The 16,535-nt window shown below is 60.7% G+C and carries 15 protein-coding genes; 7 read left to right on the top strand and 8 right to left on the bottom strand.

Annotated elements, in window-relative coordinates:
• Positions 1-70: 70 nt before the first annotated feature.
• From EHW12_RS30825 to EHW12_RS30800, 7 genes are all read right to left on the bottom strand, one after another.
• The gene (locus tag EHW12_RS30825) at positions 71-856 is read right to left on the bottom strand and encodes a metal-dependent hydrolase (RefSeq protein WP_047269089.1); all 786 of its coding nucleotides are present in this window, start codon (positions 854-856) and stop codon (positions 71-73) included.
• 661 nt (positions 857-1,517) lie between these two features.
• On the bottom strand, positions 1,518-2,171 hold the full coding sequence (locus EHW12_RS30820; protein ID WP_047269087.1) for a hypothetical protein: 654 nt from the start codon (positions 2,169-2,171) through the stop codon (positions 1,518-1,520).
• A 311-nt stretch (positions 2,172-2,482) separates the two neighbouring features.
• On the bottom strand, positions 2,483-2,749 hold the full coding sequence (locus EHW12_RS34815) for a hypothetical protein (RefSeq protein WP_141695829.1): 267 nt from the start codon (positions 2,747-2,749) through the stop codon (positions 2,483-2,485).
• Between the two features lie 415 nt (positions 2,750-3,164).
• Complete coding sequence (locus EHW12_RS30815) at positions 3,165-3,386, bottom strand: hypothetical protein (protein WP_042953407.1); 222 nt, start codon at positions 3,384-3,386, stop codon at positions 3,165-3,167.
• Between the two features lie 293 nt (positions 3,387-3,679).
• Entirely contained in the window at positions 3,680-6,310 is a 2,631-nt protein-coding gene (locus tag EHW12_RS30810; RefSeq protein ID WP_125053024.1) for an FtsK/SpoIIIE domain-containing protein, read from the bottom strand.
• A 148-nt stretch (positions 6,311-6,458) separates the two neighbouring features.
• A complete protein-coding gene (locus tag EHW12_RS30805; RefSeq protein WP_047269084.1) occupies positions 6,459-6,986 on the bottom strand; it encodes a single-stranded DNA-binding protein in 528 nt (175 codons plus the stop codon).
• A 107-nt stretch (positions 6,987-7,093) separates the two neighbouring features.
• A complete protein-coding gene (locus EHW12_RS30800; RefSeq protein WP_047269083.1) occupies positions 7,094-8,758 on the bottom strand; it encodes a hypothetical protein in 1,665 nt (554 codons plus the stop codon).
• A 242-nt stretch (positions 8,759-9,000) separates the two neighbouring features.
• Here EHW12_RS30800 and EHW12_RS30795 point away from each other — a divergent pair, with 242 nt between their 5' ends.
• Both EHW12_RS30795 and EHW12_RS30790 read left to right on the top strand, forming a co-directional pair.
• Positions 9,001-9,867, top strand: coding sequence for a RusA family crossover junction endodeoxyribonuclease (locus EHW12_RS30795; RefSeq protein WP_052959765.1), 867 nt, complete (start codon positions 9,001-9,003; stop codon positions 9,865-9,867).
• Entirely contained in the window at positions 9,864-11,249 is a 1,386-nt protein-coding gene (locus EHW12_RS30790) for a DnaB-like helicase C-terminal domain-containing protein (RefSeq protein WP_047269082.1), read from the top strand. Before EHW12_RS30795 ends, EHW12_RS30790 begins: the two co-directional genes overlap by 4 nt.
• A gap of 265 nt (positions 11,250-11,514) precedes the next feature.
• Here the strand turns inward: EHW12_RS30790 and EHW12_RS30785 are convergent, their stop codons facing one another.
• Positions 11,515-12,261, bottom strand: coding sequence for a hypothetical protein (locus EHW12_RS30785; protein WP_047269081.1), 747 nt, complete (start codon positions 12,259-12,261; stop codon positions 11,515-11,517).
• 154 nt (positions 12,262-12,415) lie between these two features.
• Between EHW12_RS30785 and EHW12_RS30780 the strand changes: the two genes are divergently transcribed.
• From EHW12_RS30780 to EHW12_RS30760, 5 genes are all read left to right on the top strand, one after another.
• Positions 12,416-12,958, top strand: a complete 543-nt coding sequence (locus tag EHW12_RS30780; RefSeq protein WP_047269080.1) for a hypothetical protein — start codon at positions 12,416-12,418, stop codon at positions 12,956-12,958.
• On the top strand, positions 12,955-13,791 hold the full coding sequence (locus EHW12_RS30775) for a hypothetical protein (RefSeq protein ID WP_047269079.1): 837 nt from the start codon (positions 12,955-12,957) through the stop codon (positions 13,789-13,791). Before EHW12_RS30780 ends, EHW12_RS30775 begins: the two co-directional genes overlap by 4 nt.
• A gap of 234 nt (positions 13,792-14,025) precedes the next feature.
• Complete coding sequence (locus EHW12_RS30770) at positions 14,026-14,997, top strand: DUF932 domain-containing protein (protein ID WP_058228304.1); 972 nt, start codon at positions 14,026-14,028, stop codon at positions 14,995-14,997.
• Positions 14,998-15,169: 172 nt separating this feature from the next.
• Complete coding sequence (locus tag EHW12_RS30765; RefSeq protein ID WP_047269077.1) at positions 15,170-15,832, top strand: hypothetical protein; 663 nt, start codon at positions 15,170-15,172, stop codon at positions 15,830-15,832.
• A gap of 192 nt (positions 15,833-16,024) precedes the next feature.
• Positions 16,025-16,513, top strand: a complete 489-nt coding sequence (locus EHW12_RS30760; RefSeq protein ID WP_047269076.1) for a hypothetical protein — start codon at positions 16,025-16,027, stop codon at positions 16,511-16,513.
• Positions 16,514-16,535 lie beyond the last annotated feature (22 nt).

Here is a 16,535-nt window from a genome sequence, read left to right as displayed (position 1 = left end):
AAACCAGCTGAAAGCGAAAGAACGAAAGCATCACCCCGGCAGCGCAAATGCAGCCGGGGTGATGCCGCTTCTACGACCAGCCCATCCCGACCGATGCCGGGGAGAACACAACCACGTACGCCAAGGCGACCGCAATGCATGTGAACGCACCGAGCAGAATTTTGTCCGCTGGACCCGACGCCTTGATACGCACCGCTGCAGGCGGAGCGACATCCCACCAACGCTTTCCGTTGATCTTCACGAACGGCGCCAGCATCGGCACACCCATCTTCGTGCCGGCATCACCGAGCAAATGTGTGATCACACCGACCGTTACGGCCGCGCCCAGCGCTACCCCCGACACAGACTCCGGTGCCGCCACCCAGGTCAATACCGATAACCCCGCTGCTGCACCGGTCACAGCCAGCCAATCGTTCTTCTTCACCCATTGAGGGAACAGCCCTCGGATCGCCAACCCCAGCATCAGGAACAAAACGCCGATCGTCGCAGGTTTCCCAAACGCTGTCACCAACGCTGTCACCGCCAAGCCGGCAAGCACAGCGAACCCGAGAGTGTGAGTGGTGGTGCGATGGCCGTTCTCCCGATTGTCGTCACGCTTCGTCGACGTCAAAGAGTGGAATGCCAACGAGATCCGTTCCACCACATGAGCGACTGCCTGGCTGAGCGGTCCGAAACTACGGGCAATTGTGGCCTGTGGGCTGTCCAAGTCCGGGAGGAGGGCAGCGCCAGCTGTAATGCCGGCGAATATGAATGCACCAGGAATGGACGTCGGACCTCCCCACTCGGGCGGTAATACCGCAGCTATCGCCAATCCGGTGGCTGCGCCGCTCATTGCGTGCGTGGGCCCCATCACCATGTCGTGTGCCTTTCGTCATCTCCGATAGAGGTGAGCCTAGGGACATGACTTCCGGTGATAGAGAAGAAATCGTTGCCGCCATCGCCTGGAAATGAGACAACGGCAGGTTTCGTTGAGACGTACAGCTCAGATGCCCTCCTGGGCTCGGAGAAGAGCCATGCGCGGTACGAGATCCTGTCTCACGGACCGCATTTCCCCAGGAGCATGTCTCATCTCACAGCGATCGCGGCAATCGTTGCCGCGATCGCCTGAAATGGGATAAAAATCGGACATTGTGGGATTTTGGGACAAGTACCTGCGGTTTTGTCGATATTGGGACAACTGCGGGTATCGGATCTGGCCGCATAGTCTGAGTTCTGGGATTGTCGAGCCTGGTGCGCCAGAGACGAAGGTCTTGTGCGAGCGAAGGGCCCGCGGGCCCTTCGGCGTCGTCAGGGAGCGATTAGTTCGTGCGGGGTGGTTCGTGGCTGGCGAGCTGGAGGAGTCGAAGGACGATCGACCTACGGTACGACCGCTGCTTTGGTCTGGATCTTCGCGACCCAATCAACGATTGGGTCGCGAAGATCACGCGACTTGGGTCGCCCTCAGAGGTTGCGACGAACACTTGACGCCAATCACTCACTTGGGCAACCGATGTGTATCGCTGAACCTCAACTTCGGCTCACATCAAAACGTCAACGTAATGCCGGCCGCCCGGAGCCGTGCAAGGGTACGGGGTATCGACCGCCCAGAACGAGTCCCATTCGACGACATACCAGTCGCCGCGCCGAACGAGCTTCCGAATGTAGCCCTCGCCGTACGCCATTCCATCCCATGTAGTGACTGCGAATGTTCGGGGCTGCATACGGGCTTCGTTGTGTTTGAACCCAGAGTTGCTCTGGTGGAGTTTCACTTCTCCGCAGATCGCAGCGTCTTTACCGTAAGAGTTCATTGCGATTCGCACTGCAGGATTGGCTGAGGAACCGGGCATTGCGTAACGGCGTCCGCCTGAAACCTGGTGAGATCGGAGTCCCGATTCGATCGTTCCGCTGGGAGAACCGTCGTGGCGGAGCCTGATTGAGTCCGGGATGCCACACGCCTTCGCGAAGTCGTTGACGTCGAATTTCGGATCCGAATAGGCCATGACCTGCGCGACATTCCACATAACATTTGTCTTGATTTTGGCAGTTTCGTCCGCAGGTAAGTCTTTGGTCCGCTTGGAATCGCTGTCATCGTTTCGGCTGTGCCCTGCGCGGTCGATCCTGTAGGGAGCGTCACTCCAGTCGTGGGCGGCGATCTCTGCAGCAAGATGGGCAGCTGTTGAGTTAAGCGGCATTCAATTACCTCCGATAGGTGCATTGTGCTGCACGGTAGTTCCCCCCGATGGGGCCGCGCTGCTACGAATGCTACTGCAATTACAGCTGATTGGCCCGAATATGAACTGCGCGCCCTCTGGTTATGCGCCATCGCCAGTAGCGGAACTATTTCGCATGGGCCTGTTTCGCAGGTGCCAGTCTCCCGCGTGCGCCGAAGACCTACGGTCGAAAATGACCGCAGGTCTTCGGCACCGTCGGGGATCCCTCGGCTCGTTGGGTTCGATCTTCGCCAGTTGACGTTTCTGGCCCGTGCGCCTGGTGCCTCTTCAAATCAGTCGCCGAAAGATCGCTCACCTGATTTGTCTTTCGGTGCAGGTCGATTCGCCAACGCCTCCAATTGCTGCTTGAGCGTAGGTGCGGAACCGGCGGTGAGGGTGTGGGAGATCTCGGCGTGTTTGCCCGCAAGGATGTCCTCGCGGACAGTGCGCTGTATCTGTTCTTGCGACGAAATTTCGCGGCACTTTCGGTACTCCCGAGAGCCTGCCTCGTGTGGGCCGTGGCCGGAACTTGCATGGGGGCATGGGACGGTTCTTGACATTTGATGTCTCCCTTGTGATCGACTGGCTGGACACTTCGACGGTAGTGCAAATAAACAGCTGTCTACCTGGGGAAACAGTCATGGCTTATTGGTTGGCGCTCTGATCTGCAGGTATTCGTGAAGACACGCCATCAGCGTGTTTGTCGGAAAAATTACTCCGAGACGAGGGCGGTTGCTCCTGCGGAGACGGCTGGCTGAGTAACTCTCCTCAACGGCACCGGATGCCCGCCTCCCTGATGCGCTGTAGCCGTCTAAGCGGCCCACGACGCGGGGCATGTCGCATCGCCTGTCCACTCACATCCCGGGGATGGGGGAACCGCGCTGAACTGGCCGGCCGGATCGCTGGTCAACTCTTCCCGAGGTAGACGCCCATCGGTGGCCGCGTCTACCTCGCGAGCTGCCCTCGATGGCGGGTCTAGTTCGGCGGGGGAAGCTCGTTGGCGTCAGGAATCTGGTCGACCAGGCTGGTCACCAAAGAGATCAGTTTGGGAATGAGCATGACCGTCGTATCGCGGATGCCACCGAGGATGCTGCCAGCGATGTCAGCGACTGACTGGCTTCCATCGCCAATATCGATGGTGCCCTTCACAATTCCAATCACTACGAGGATTGCGAGTGCATACCCGATCAGCTTCATGACGGCACCACCGAAGGTCCGACACCCTCAGATTCACGTGGAGCGAACCCATGCGAAGGGCTGGGGGTGGGAAGTTCGATAGTGAAGTTCGGTTCAGGAAGCTTGTCTCGAACAGTGTCCTCGCTCTTGTTTACGAATCCGGACACTTTCTGATTCGTAGCCTGAAACCAGCTAGGCGAGAACATCAGTTGCCCGTCCCCGAACCACGTACCTACCCCCCACAGCACTCCCAGCGTGACCACAACCGCGATTATCCGTTTCATGTCCTGCCCTCCTTCAATGTGGTTTGTTCGCTACTGATTCCACGGATCGACATCATCAGAATCGTTCAATTCCTGGTCGCCGAGACCGGCACCAAAATCCAGTTCAGGCTTCGTGTCTGAGGATTCGGAGTCGTGCTCCGCGTTGGTGGGAACGTCGATTGATGGCCACGCATCGTCGTTTTCCACCCTGATCCACCGCGGCTCGATACCGCCATCGGAGTTGGTGATCGATGTCTGCGCAAACCCGAGCTCAATCAGGCGATCCCGCGCCAACTCTTTCGACCCCGTCAACATGATGGAGGCATCCCACGGGCACACCATCGAGTCATCGGGCAGGAACATGACCTGAACTTGCCTATAGCCGTTCTTGGGGTCGTACGCCCACGATCGACCCTTCGGTGTTCCCTCTTCCGGGAAACGGGTGCCATGGTCGGAGTTGAGGATTTGCTGCGATTCGTACTGGTCGAGAGGACCGACACCGAGCCTGAAGCCGAGCTGGGAACGCAGCTGTGTTGAGATGATCTTTGCGTCCGGCTTCTGAGCGGCCGCAACGATGTTCACTTCGATCGCCCTGCCCAATCGAGCAATGGACTCCAGGTTGGCGCGTGCTTCGTCCTTCAGCTCCTCGACGTCGCTGTTCGCGCCCTTCGCGAGGAAGTCGGCGAGCTCGTCGAAGAAAAGGATCAGGCGGCGAGGTACAGGTCCGTGTGCCTTCTCGAGCTCTGGATCCGAAGCGTACTTCTCTCGTAGCCAGGACAGCTTCCGGACTTGTAGCTTGTTCAATAGCGTTTGGCCGGCATCCATCCTCCGTTTGGCTCGCGCCACGGCGTCAACGATCTCAGTGTCGGTCGCAGCGAAGTGGACGACACTGGGGAATTCTGGAGTCCAGGTGAAGTCTGTGCGCTTCGGATCACAGACGATAACTTCGTAGACGTCCGGCAAGAGCATCGCGTAGAACAAGACGATCGACAGCGCTACAGATTTTCCCTGGCCGGTTTTTCCTCCCACTAATCCGTGCGGTGTTTCGTTGAGGTCCCAGTCGAGCCAGCCGCCGCCCTTCTGCGGGCCGAAACGTAGAACTCCCTTGCGGGCCAGCGCGATCGCTTCGTCGAATGCGGTGGTGCCAGGCATCGGAAATGCTAGCTGATCTGGTAGGCGCGGAACCGCGGTCATCGTGACTATTCCATCTGCGGTGGACCATGAGTATGCCCAGTCGTTGTTCGTGGTGAGGGAGTCCCAGTGATCTTGGAACTCGTCCCTGGTTTCGCGTTTGTTGACGTCGATGGATCCGAAGTTCACTCGCGCTCGCTGAGGGAGGGCTTCGCCTGTGGGCGATAGGCCTTCCTGCCATTCGATGATGTCGCAGTCGACTGGCGTACTGGCTTTTCCGAACTTCGACTCCACAACATTGCGGAGCTTCTTTTCGACCGATTTCTGTTTCGCTCTGACGTCGTTGTGATCGACAGACATGATTGCGAGTTGCGTTGAACCGCCCTCGAACTTCCAGTCGAACAGCAAGCGGACGTCAGGCCAGCGCGTGTGTATCGAGGTATCGAGGCTGTCCTCGAGCTTGTCGCGGAGGCGGCGTTCACCGAGGGGGAGTGTTCCGAAGTCCACGTCTATAGTTGCCGGCTGGTCCGATTCGTCGTCGGCCCAAGTCTCGACGACGGCGACGACAGGGTCTTTGCCTGGTTTCGTTATAGCGGAGCGGATTTCGTCGGCGAACTTTCGTTCGTTGAGCTTCCTACGAGCTTCCAGAGATCCTTTGGCGGCCCTGCTGATTTCGAGGGCCTGCTCGTCTTTGTTCCACAAGTAGATCCACTCGCCCGGGCACGACACAGATCGGTCGAAGCTGCGCTCGAGGGTGTCTCGAAAACCCGGATCAGTCAGGTCTTGGCTTCCAGCTGCGAAACGAAGCTGCGTCGGTATCGGAACGACTGCGCCGTCTGCGCGAGTTTCGTCAGCCCATTCGGCGATGTCGAGGGCGTATCCATCTGCTGCATTCCGGTCGGTGATCTTGAAGAGGGACCGCAGAGTCGCAATGATCTTCCGGGCCATCAATTGTTTCGCGACCCGTGGATCGTCACCGTTGACCGCTTCGAACTCGACAGTGCTCGACTTAGTCCAGTTGAACACCCACTCCATGTCGGCCGGTGCAGGAACGCTCTGCTCAATGGCCTTCTCGACGATCAGTCGTCGCATTGGTGCCCCCACCGAGGCACTGCTGGCACCAACGGACAGCTGGGCCGCGCGAATGGACTGCGATGACGACCATCGAATTGCAGTGATGTGTTTGGAGGGGGTCGTAGGTCGGCTGACGGTCCCTGATGGAAGCCCCGCCGGTTTCTGCAAGCCGGAATAGATCGCTTCAAGTGTGTTGCGGCGCCGTGGCATCACGATGCTGGCACGCACGATAGTCACCACCAACCACGCGGCCGCGGCGACGCCGATCCACATCAAGTGCCCGTTGGTCAGGAACCCGAATGCCGAGATGCCGATGAGGAAAAGCCAGTTCAGTGCAGTGACGGTGACGGGACCGACACGGGCGCTGTCAGCTGTCCAGGTCAACACCGCCCAGTCGTTCAATAGTCGTCTTGCCCATGTAGCTAGTTGCTGTTGCAGTTGGGCAGAGAAGGCGGTTCCGCGGCGTGTGCGTGGCACCCTTCCCCCTTTCGTGGTCTCCGATAGGGGAATGATTGCAGTGACGGTTCCGGTGTCATGGCTGTCGTGACAGCTCTTCGGCGGTGTTGGGTTGGGCAATGTGCTGTGGCCCGACGGATGATGTCGGGGCCACAGTGAGTTTCGTACGTCAGAAGGGCGGTTCGTCGCTCGCGGGGGATGTGGCGGCACCGGCACCCCACGGATCTTCGTTGGGGGCGCCGCTTCCCCATGGATCGTTTCCAGCGTTCGGCGGGCGCGATGTGGACTGGGATGTGGTGCCGCCGTTGTTGGTCTGGCCGCTGTTACCACCTCGGTTGGCTTTGACGACTTTGGCGGTGGCGTACTTGAGGCTGGGGCCGATCTCGTCGACTTCAAGCTCGACGACGGTACGCTTTTCACCCTCACGAGTTTCGTACGAGCGTTGCTTTAAGCGGCCGCTGACGATGACGCGTGAACCCCGGGTCAAGCTCTCGGTGGCGTTCTCGGCTGCCTCCCGCCACAGATTGCAACGCATGAACAGTGCATCGCCGTCTTTCCACTCGTTGGAGTTGCGGTCGAACGCGCGGGGCGTCGAGGCAACGGTGAAGGAGGCGACGGCTGCGCCGGCCGGAGTGAAGCGAAGTTCGGGTGCTGCGGTCAGATTGCCGATCACGGTGATTACGGTGTCGCCTGCCATGGGACTACCTTTCTGTAAACGCTGGGTGGGTTGGTGCTAGTGGGTTCGTAGTCGACGCTGTCACAGACGATTTCGGTGCGCGGCACGGCGAGCGCCTCGCGCTGTGGTCACGCTGACTGTCGTGCGACGGGCTGAGAAGCCCGGTAGGCGCTGGCGGCGGCTTCTACGAACCGCTGGGGTTCGGCCTCCCACGCTGACAGTCGTTCGCTGAACAATTGCGCCTGGATCTGTGCGAGATCAGCGGTTCCGCAGGCAGCGGCGAGGAACGGCTTGACGCGGTCCTCGTGACCGGTCAGCTTGCACTGCTGTAGGAAAGCGTTCCAACGCTGCATGAGTGCGTCGTCTCCGGTGGCCGCATCGCCGATGGCAGCATACGTCGACGTCATCTGAGCGCCGGACGTCGAGGTAGCAGCGTTCCCCTGTTGCGCCTGCCTACCGGCCTGCTCCCGGGCTTTACGGGAAGCATCGTTGATCGGCGTCGGCTGGTCATACTGCCCGTCAAGGTAGCTTTCGACCGAATGCAAGGCGCCCGCGAACACTGCGGTCGCCTGAGCGATCACTGTCTTGCGCCACATCTCGCGCTGTTCCGAGTGCTCTTCGCTAAGCATTTCAAGAGTGATCGGGACCAGACGAGAAGCGATCTGGTGGACCCACTTTCCGGCCTCACCGTGTGATCGATCCATCCGGTTGATCCGGCCGACAACGGCGGTCTGAACCTGATCGGCCATGGAGAGAAGTACTTCGGTCAGATCAGTAGCCGTCGATGCGAGGGCAGAGCTTTCCAGCAGGCGAGGTTCCCTACCTGCGCGCTCGGCTGCGTCTTGTTCCTCATATGCGGCTGTGGTCAGCAGGATCATGGCGCCAGACCAAGTGTTTCGCCAGCTTGCGGTCAGGTAGGAACCTGCATTGGCGCGGCCGTCGGAGTTGTACGGCTCCCACGGCTTCGCTTCCACCGAGTGCGCTTCCCTCAGCGCAGGACGTCGAACCGCTCCGGATACGGCGGGCGTTCCGTTGGTGGGAGCGGCGCCGTGTAGACGAGCAGCGACGGCTTCGGCGAGAGCATCGACGTCGACCGATGCCGGCGCGGCGGCTGGGGCGCTCTCGGCGGCGGTGATCGCTCCAGTCGGATCACCTTCGGGTGTGTTCACGCGTACGAACCCCGAAGGCACCTGAGTGCCATCGTGATTGCTCCGGAACGTGGCCCACTTCGACGGGTCGCTGGTCACTTCGTCGGAGATCAAGTTGGTCGTGGGAGCGTCAGCAGGGCCGATCGCTGCGATCACGTTTGCGCAGTTTTCACGGGTCGCGGACGCCGAGCCGCCCTTTCCGTCTTTCGTCGCACCACGCAGTTCGTTGATCGGCGTCAAGTACGAGATGATCTCACCAGCGCTGTTCTTGTATCGCCGCTTCGTTTCGATCGCCACGTACACCGCTTTTCCTGCGGTGAGTGCATGCCGAACTGCTTTCTCGAGGTCGCCACCTGCTTGGATCGACGCACCGAAATTCTCTCTGAGACCGACGGACTCACCGTCTGGGTTCTTCGCGGATCGGGCATTGAACTTGACGTACAGAGTCGGCTGGCGCTGACTGGTCGCCCGAGCGTCGTCGATGCTGTCGATCTCGATCGAGATGAACTCGCGAATCAGAACCTGCGAGTGCACAGGCACCGTCGAATCCTGACCAGCAACCTGGACCTGAATGGGCTTCGACGCCGACTTGCTGTACGCGACATAAGAGGTGTTGTGCGTCTGTCGGGTGAATGTGCTCTGCATGGCTTTCTCCTGATTCGCTGCGCCGTAGGTGCCTTGGCGTGGTGATCTCCGATGACCAAATACTGACGCCACCGACTGACAAGTGCGGCACGAAGCAACATCCGAGCAGTTCAACCGCACATTCTGAGTCCGATCCAACACCAACCGGTTACGGTCACCGGCCCGCCACGTCGCCTCTGCGGCGACGTCGAACGCATCAATCCCGCCCGAACACCGGAACCGGCAGTCATAGGGTCCGCATCATGAGCATCAACGCCGACGCGCTGTTGTCCAGTGGATCGCACCGATACTGCCCGGCTTGTCGGGCCGCACTCATCCCGATCAGCCGGACGCGGTGCAGCAGCTGCACGCACGTCCCGGAGAACGCCCTCGCCGCGGTACCGGTCGCGGTGCAAACAGCGTCGTCGTCGAAGACCCCCGAGGACTCCGTCGTGCGCGAAAGCCATCGTGGAGGCCTCGCGCGCCTGCCTGACCACACGATGTGGCTTGTCGCTGAGGGGAAGCCAATCACCCAAGGATCAATGAGAGCCGTCGCGGCCGGCGTGATCAAACACGACAAAGGCCCAGCACTGCGTGCCTGGCGTGACACCATCACCCGGGAAGCACTCCGGATCGGCGGAACCGAGTGGGTACCCATCGACGGTCCGGTTCGACTGCATGTCGCGCTGACTGTGCCGAAGCCCGATCGCATCGGGACATCCGCTGTTATTCCCGTCTCGGAGCGGACCACGCCCCGATGCCCGCCGATGACGAAACCCGACGTCGACAAGCTGCTGCGTGCTGTCCAAGATGCGCTGTCGCCGGCTGAACACAAGTCCGGCAGCTCGGCGTCGCGTCGGTTCAAACTCCTCACCGACGACTCCCGGATCGTCGACTCGTTGGCCGCGAAAACGTATCCGACACCGTGGCACACACATCCGTGGGCATTGCCGTGGCCAGGAGCAGTCATCAGGATCTCGTCGCTCGACGTCGACACCCCGATGTTTCCCAACTCGACGCTCCGGATGCCCGGAGAATTCCCCTCTGATGTCGGTGACCTGGTGGACATGGTGGGTACGCGACTATCCGTGCCGCAAGCGCGCACCTGCGGGAGCAAGGTGAAGGTGTGATCGAAAACAACTCTGCCGCTGAACAAGTCCTACTTGGACGTCTCCTCGAAGGCGACGACGAAGCGTTCGTGGCGTCGACCGTCTCTGCACTGTCACCGCATGCGTTCTCGACAGACAAACACAAAGCTGTCTTCGCAGCGATCAGCACGCTGGTCTCCACAGGCCACCCCGTGGACCTCACCTCAGTGGTGACGGAGCTGAGAAGGCGAGACCAACTCGACGTCGCAGGTGGTCCCAGCGGCCTCTCCGCGATGACCCACGCCTCCCTGTCAGCGTCTGCACGGGCCCCGCAGCTTCATCTCGAAGCGATGGCAGGTCGAGAACAACTGCGCCGCCTGGAATCAGAGATGGAACTCGCCCTCGATCTGATTCGGGATGGTCAACTCTCATCTGTCGACGAAGCCCGCTCACGACTTGCGAAACTGTTCGATGCCCAATCATTTCAGTCGACGACGCTGCCTGACATCCGATCTCAAATCGAGGAACTGAAACACTCACTCGACGTCCGACTGGTCAACGGGGTCGACGGCATCGACGGCGTACCGACCGGATGGAGAGACTTAGACGGAGGCAAAGACTCGATGGCTCTGGTCAAGGGCCTGAAAGACGGACGGCTGACCGTCCTCGCGGCAAGACCCGGGACAGGAAAAACGACCGCGATCATCGACTGGGTGAGAGCCGCCTGCGATTCCGGGGCCGGTGTAGTTCTCTTCTCCCTCGAACAGCCTGCCGAAGAGATCACCGAACTACTCGTCGTCGCAGAATGCGGAAACATGCACCGCAACAAACTGCAAAACCCCACCGAACTAACAGATCTCGGGTGGGACAAAGTTTCCGAAGCCATGGCACGAGTCGCCTCGTGGCACCTCGTCATCGACGACACAGCACGTACCCTGCCTCAGATGCGTCGGGTCGCGGCCGCAGCGCGCACCAAGTTTCAGGCCGAAGGCACAGACTTGCGCATCGTTTTCGAGGATTACATCCAGCTCACGGAGGCCGGCGATCAACAACAGGCATCTCTCAATCAGGCCCAACGGCTCTCCGAGATCGCGAACGGTTTTAAGGCGATGGCCAAGGACATGAGCATCGCCGTGGTCGTTGCAGCTCAGTTCAACCGTGGTCCTACTGAAGGCGACCGGCCTCCGAAACTGAGCGATATGAAGGGTTCTGGCGGCCTGGAAGAAGCCGCGGACCTCGTCATCGGTTTGCACCGGCCGTACGCGATCGATCCGCAGGGATCATCCGAGACCCCAGACGATTTGCATGTACTCATTTTGAAGCATCGTCAGGGGCGTGCTGGTGGCATTTTGTCGCGCTCCTTCCTTGGAGAGTTTGCCCGAACATCGGAGCCGAGAAATCGCCAAATCGGTTCTGCGGGTTAGTAATTCATCGGCACACTACGTTTTCGCCAGATGGTGGGATCGTGCTGCGGTCCCACCATCGCGAGCACTGGCCAGTCAATCCACGACGCCATGGTGGTCGACGTAGGTTTGGTTCAGGCGCGCAGCGAGAACGTCATTTGCGAGTTTCGCAGATGGAAAGATCGGCGGCAGGGTATTCAGGCTTCGAGAAGGAGTTCCTGCGCACTTCGGCAAACGATGCGACTGTCGAAGTGCGCTCGTCGATCTGACCGTCGGTGATGATTTGCTAGAGAACCCCGGCCTCTTGCATACCAACGAGCTTGCCTGCCTGCGCTCGCCACACCACGTCGAACTGTGCAATGGCTTCGTCGCTGGGCTGTCCGACAAAGGTGAAATCGACCTGGACGGTGATCCCGTCAGCGATTCCCCATCCGGTCATCGTCGTCATTGTTCGGTCGCCCTCAAGCGTGGCGGTATAGACCCTGGCGTCGTCGAGTCGGTAGAACTCGGGGGTAACGGGAAGCGATGCTAAACGCAGTTCCTGATCACCGGCGCCGTCCACCACCAAGTGGGTCTGCGCGCAGGAAGACAACCAATCATCGATTACATCGGGGTTGGTGTTGGGGGAGTTCGACAACTGAACATTCATGATCTGCGCTCCGCCAGGATTGACGAACTTGTTTCCCGACCAGCGCGATCCCGACAACACCATGGACTGAACAGCGGTCTGGAGTTTCCCCCCGGGCACACACTGTCCGTTGTCTGGAGCGCTCATCCTCTCCGGTACCGGAGAGTTCTGAGGTCGAACGTCTACGGCCTGCTGAGACCAGCCGATGAACTCTCGGGCAGGGATGTCGTTGATCGAGACGATTGGCACAGCGTAAGCCTGCATGTCGACAGGGTCATCGCGCTGAGCGACGACGGAGACGATGCCGATGATCAGAGCTGATACCGCGACAACGACACCGCCGATTGTCAGCGGCCTCCGATGTTCGCTGACCCACCTCCCTGCAGTTGAGGCCAACTCGCTCATGCTGTTCCCTTCTCCCGCTTACTAGTTCAGGACGGTGTGCACTCGTCACCTTGCGGCGCCCGAGGAACTTCTCTTGCACCGCCAGTGAAGACGGCGAAGCCCTTCGCAGACATCGTGGCAGGCGGGGTTCCGGTCATCGACGCGGAAAGTGAGCATGAGCACCGGAACCGGGGTCTGCATGATGACGATGCGCGTCATTACGGAGAAGGGACAGCGAGTGAATGCACAACATAACCCGCAGATTCGGGACCGCTCCGGATCGGCGGGCCGAGGCCAAAGCCGTACGGCAGCCCTGGCCACCCGCGCTGAACTCATCGCTGCCGCCAACATCGTCGACGTGAGTGTGCCCGCGATGTCGCTGCCTCGCCTGATCCGCCTCTCGACCGCGCATTACAACGAACTCAACCCCGGCAAGCGTGCAGCAGATTTCGCCTCCGACGAAGCCTTCATGACCCGAATCTGCGTGAACTACCTCAGGCACGCATGCAGTGGCTACGACAGCCACCGAGATTTCATTCGTCAGATGGCTAGCCCGAAGGACCGCGCCGAGATCGGTGCGGTGATCAAGGGCCGCGTTCTCCGATCCATCGCCAACACCTACCCGATGCTGATCGAAGAAGCCCGTCGCCAAGCGCGTCGTGAAGACACACCACCACATCGGAAACCACTACACGGGAAGGGGAACAGTCGCAGATGAACCGAAACCACACCTGGAACGTCCTGGTGAACCCGGACCGCGTCGACCACCCCATCGACCGCCGATACGCACGGCTGTCCGGAGTACATGACAGGTTCGACACCTATCTATTGACTGCCGCTGTCATATGGGCTGCCATCAGCGCGGGCATACTCTCCCTGCTCGTGCCCGCTGTGGTGGCCGCCCCGATCATGGCGATCATCACCATCGCCGCAGTACACGCAGCACGAGTGAAGTACCGAGCGAAACTCGGCGAAGCCCGCGCCGCCGCCAGAGAACTCGACGACACAATCGGGCCGATCGAGATCACGCGCAGCAGCATCCTCGACCCTGTCCTGCGATCGCACGCGGACCGGGCCGTCACCGCACAGAGTCGGATCATCGGCTCGGTGGCCTTCCAACACGGCAGTCTCGGAGATCAGGAACCGATTGCGAGGAACGTCGCCGTGACGACGTGGCGAGCAGTGTCGACGGCCGCCGCGCTAGACAAAACGCTGATCGCTAGAGCGAATCTGTCAGCGACACTGAACGATCGACAGATTCCAATGGAAGCGGTGGAACTCGAATCGCGAAACGCAGAGCTGTCGATTACCGCCCGACAGACATCGATCGACACGGCAACCAGCGAATTAGTGGCCCTCGCCGAGAAAGTCACCGAACTCGACAGTCGACTTCTCACTCCCGCAGCGCGCGAACACCTTCGAAGCCTCGTCGACACACCACCCACGACTGCTAGCGGAGGCGATGAACTCGCCGCTCGCATCTCCGCTGCACACCAAGTGCTCGACGCTGGCGGTTCCACCCCACAATCCCTACCGCTGCGCCAACAGTAAAAGGCCCGCTCAACACTGTTATCGCTGGTCGTCGCCGGGCTGACCGCACACGCCAGCCCTGCAAAAACACCGCGAGCCTGTCCGGCCCAGTCGCCGCCGGCCAAAGGATCCCACCTGCGGATTGTCGACGCTATTCGATTGCGCCCGTGCCGCACTCACTACGAGATCTCAATAACTTCATGGCATCGGAGCTGCACACACCGCCCCCACCGGGGCCGATCCTTGGAGGACATCATGACCGCATCGACCACCCTTCCCCGCCCCGCTCACCGCCTGCCCGCTCAGGCCGTGCTCGGCACCGATGTCGCCGGATCCCGCGACACTGCAGAAGCGTTGCGCACCGCCGGACTGGACTGGGGCCTGACCGTGCACAACACCGACCACCTGACCCTGATGGGCGAGTCTGGCCTGATCAACACCTCCCTTCCGGGGCAGCGACTGATCATGCGTGACGACACGTACCAGGGGCTTGCCGTCGTCGGTTCCCGCTACACGCCGGTGACCAACGCCGACGCGTTCGCAATCGCCGACAACGCAAGGGATCTCGGCGCCACCTTCGCCCACGCAGGGTCACTCGACCACAGTCGTAAGACGTTTCTGACGATGGATCTCCCGGAGGCACGCGTTCGTATCGGAGGAAAGGACGTCGTGGACTTCGGGATCGTTATCCGGACTTCGCACGACGGGTCAGGTTCCATCTCCGGTGAGATCAGCGGAAAACGGCTGGTGTGCATGAACGGCATGACAGTCGGTATCGGCGAAGCGCAACGCTGGTCCATCCCGCATACCGCCTCCGCGCACAGCCGCATGGCCGAAATCCTGCTGCAGGGCGCGTTTCGATACGCGAAGAGTTTCGCGGCGGTCGGCGAAATGCTGATCTCTCAGCCGATGACCAGTCGAGAGTTCGCGGACTACATCGATGCCCTCTACCCGAAGCCGGAAGAGTCGCAGAAAGCCGCACGCACCCGGTGGGAGAACCGTCGAGGCGAACTCATGCAGTTGTTCAACATCGCCAACACCCAATCCGAAGGCCGCGCGACGCGGTGGGGCGCACTGAACGCAGTAGTGGAGTGGGAAGACTGGGGGCGCGGCGTCCGCACCAGCACCGGTGAAAGCGTCGACCAGGCTCGAGCCGCCCGCCAGTTCACCAACACTGACTCGGCGGGAACGAAACAGGCCGCTTATCGCATGCTCACGCACGCATAGGCTCGAGAACACCAACCCACCCCGGGCATAGTCGCCGGGGTGGGTTTCTTGCGTTCACGACCCTTACTGCTGCGACCAGCGCAGGCACCAGAAGCGGCCGAACCCGAGAACGGACGAAACCCGGGCCATAAGGTGAGACGCACCGACGCCCGCCGCACCTCGAAAGTTGCCGATGCCAGCACTCGACACATCCGCCGACGACGACAACGCGCACGCGCTGGCAGCACTGGACCAGGAAATCGCCGAAACCCGGGAACGAATACAGAACCGATCCCGCGACATCGCCGACGCCAACACACGCAGTCAGCGACTAGCCGAAGCCCACACCGCCGCACTCGCAGAACAACGAGCCACCCCCGAAGGCCTGTCCACCTCCATGCGAACACTCGAGCTCGCGCTACTGCATCGCCGCCCTCCCGCCGAACTGCGGAAGCTCCAACGCCTCCACGTACAAGCAGAGATCGACGCAGCAGCCGAATACCGTGCGCGCGTCGCCCGCTGGGGCCACAGCCCCGGTGACGGCCCCCTGCAGGCTTGCCCTCTCGGAGGCTGCGAGTCGTTCGTCTCCTGGGCCCTGCACCTGAATATCCTCGGCACCTACCGTTACAGCATCGACCACCCATCGGATTCCGTCGCCGTTCGACTCACTCGCCCTGGCGATGGAAGCCGAAACCTGCGAACGAAGATCAATGCCCGGACAGCTCTGATCGATGCAGAAGGGCTGACCTTGGCAGTCGTATTCACAGCAGCGTTCGCCAACCCGATCGAAGACGCGAAGCTGCGTCGCTGGCTCGACGAGCACTACAACCCGATCAAAAGGAGCCTGTCCGCCTGACTCGACCTGCCAGTTCGAAAAGCAATGTCATCAGTGGTCCTAAGTCCGACGGAGGTGATGTGGAAGCTGATGTGCCGGCGGGCTGGCCTTGGCAAATCGAATACGCCAGGTAGTGGTTGCCCGCTGGAATATACGGACATTTCGCAGCCCGACTATTCTCGCAACTATGGATACAGCAGCAACCGAACCAGCATGGGAGATCCGATGCTGACTGCTGCCGACTATCACGCCCGCGCCGAAGCGCTACGAGTGCTGCGTTCACCTGCAGTCGCCAACGCTCAGTGGATCATGAGCCAACAACTGTTGGATCCTTTTGCCGACGCCTATCGCACAGTGTCACGGGTCCACGAGGACCTGTACCGTGCCGTCTCACCCCTACGTCGAGTCTTCGAACAGCTCACGGAAGCGCGTCGGCAGGCCGGAGAGTGGCTTTCCACTCTCCTACCCACGCCGACGCCGAAGGTCACCGGCGTCGAAGAATCCACTGGGTCCATGCGTCGCCGAGCGATCCAAATCGAGACGGTTGGATTTGCGCGCATGAGGGCCTTGCTTGCTCGACGGTCGCAACAGGGCGAGAACCCCGGGCGGACAGTCACAACCAAGCCGCAGGTCACCCGTGGCCCCAACAACACCCGTAAGTCGATTGTCCCCAATCCTCTTACGGGCCTTCTGGACGTCTAAACGACGGAGACGAGGCCCGCCG

The organism is Rhodococcus sp. NJ-530 (assembly GCF_003860625.1).
Classification (GTDB): Bacteria; Actinomycetota; Actinomycetes; order Mycobacteriales; family Mycobacteriaceae; genus Rhodococcus_F; species Rhodococcus_F qingshengii.
The sequence above is the reverse complement of the archived record's forward strand: the minus strand, read 5'-3'. Positions and strand labels throughout refer to the sequence as shown.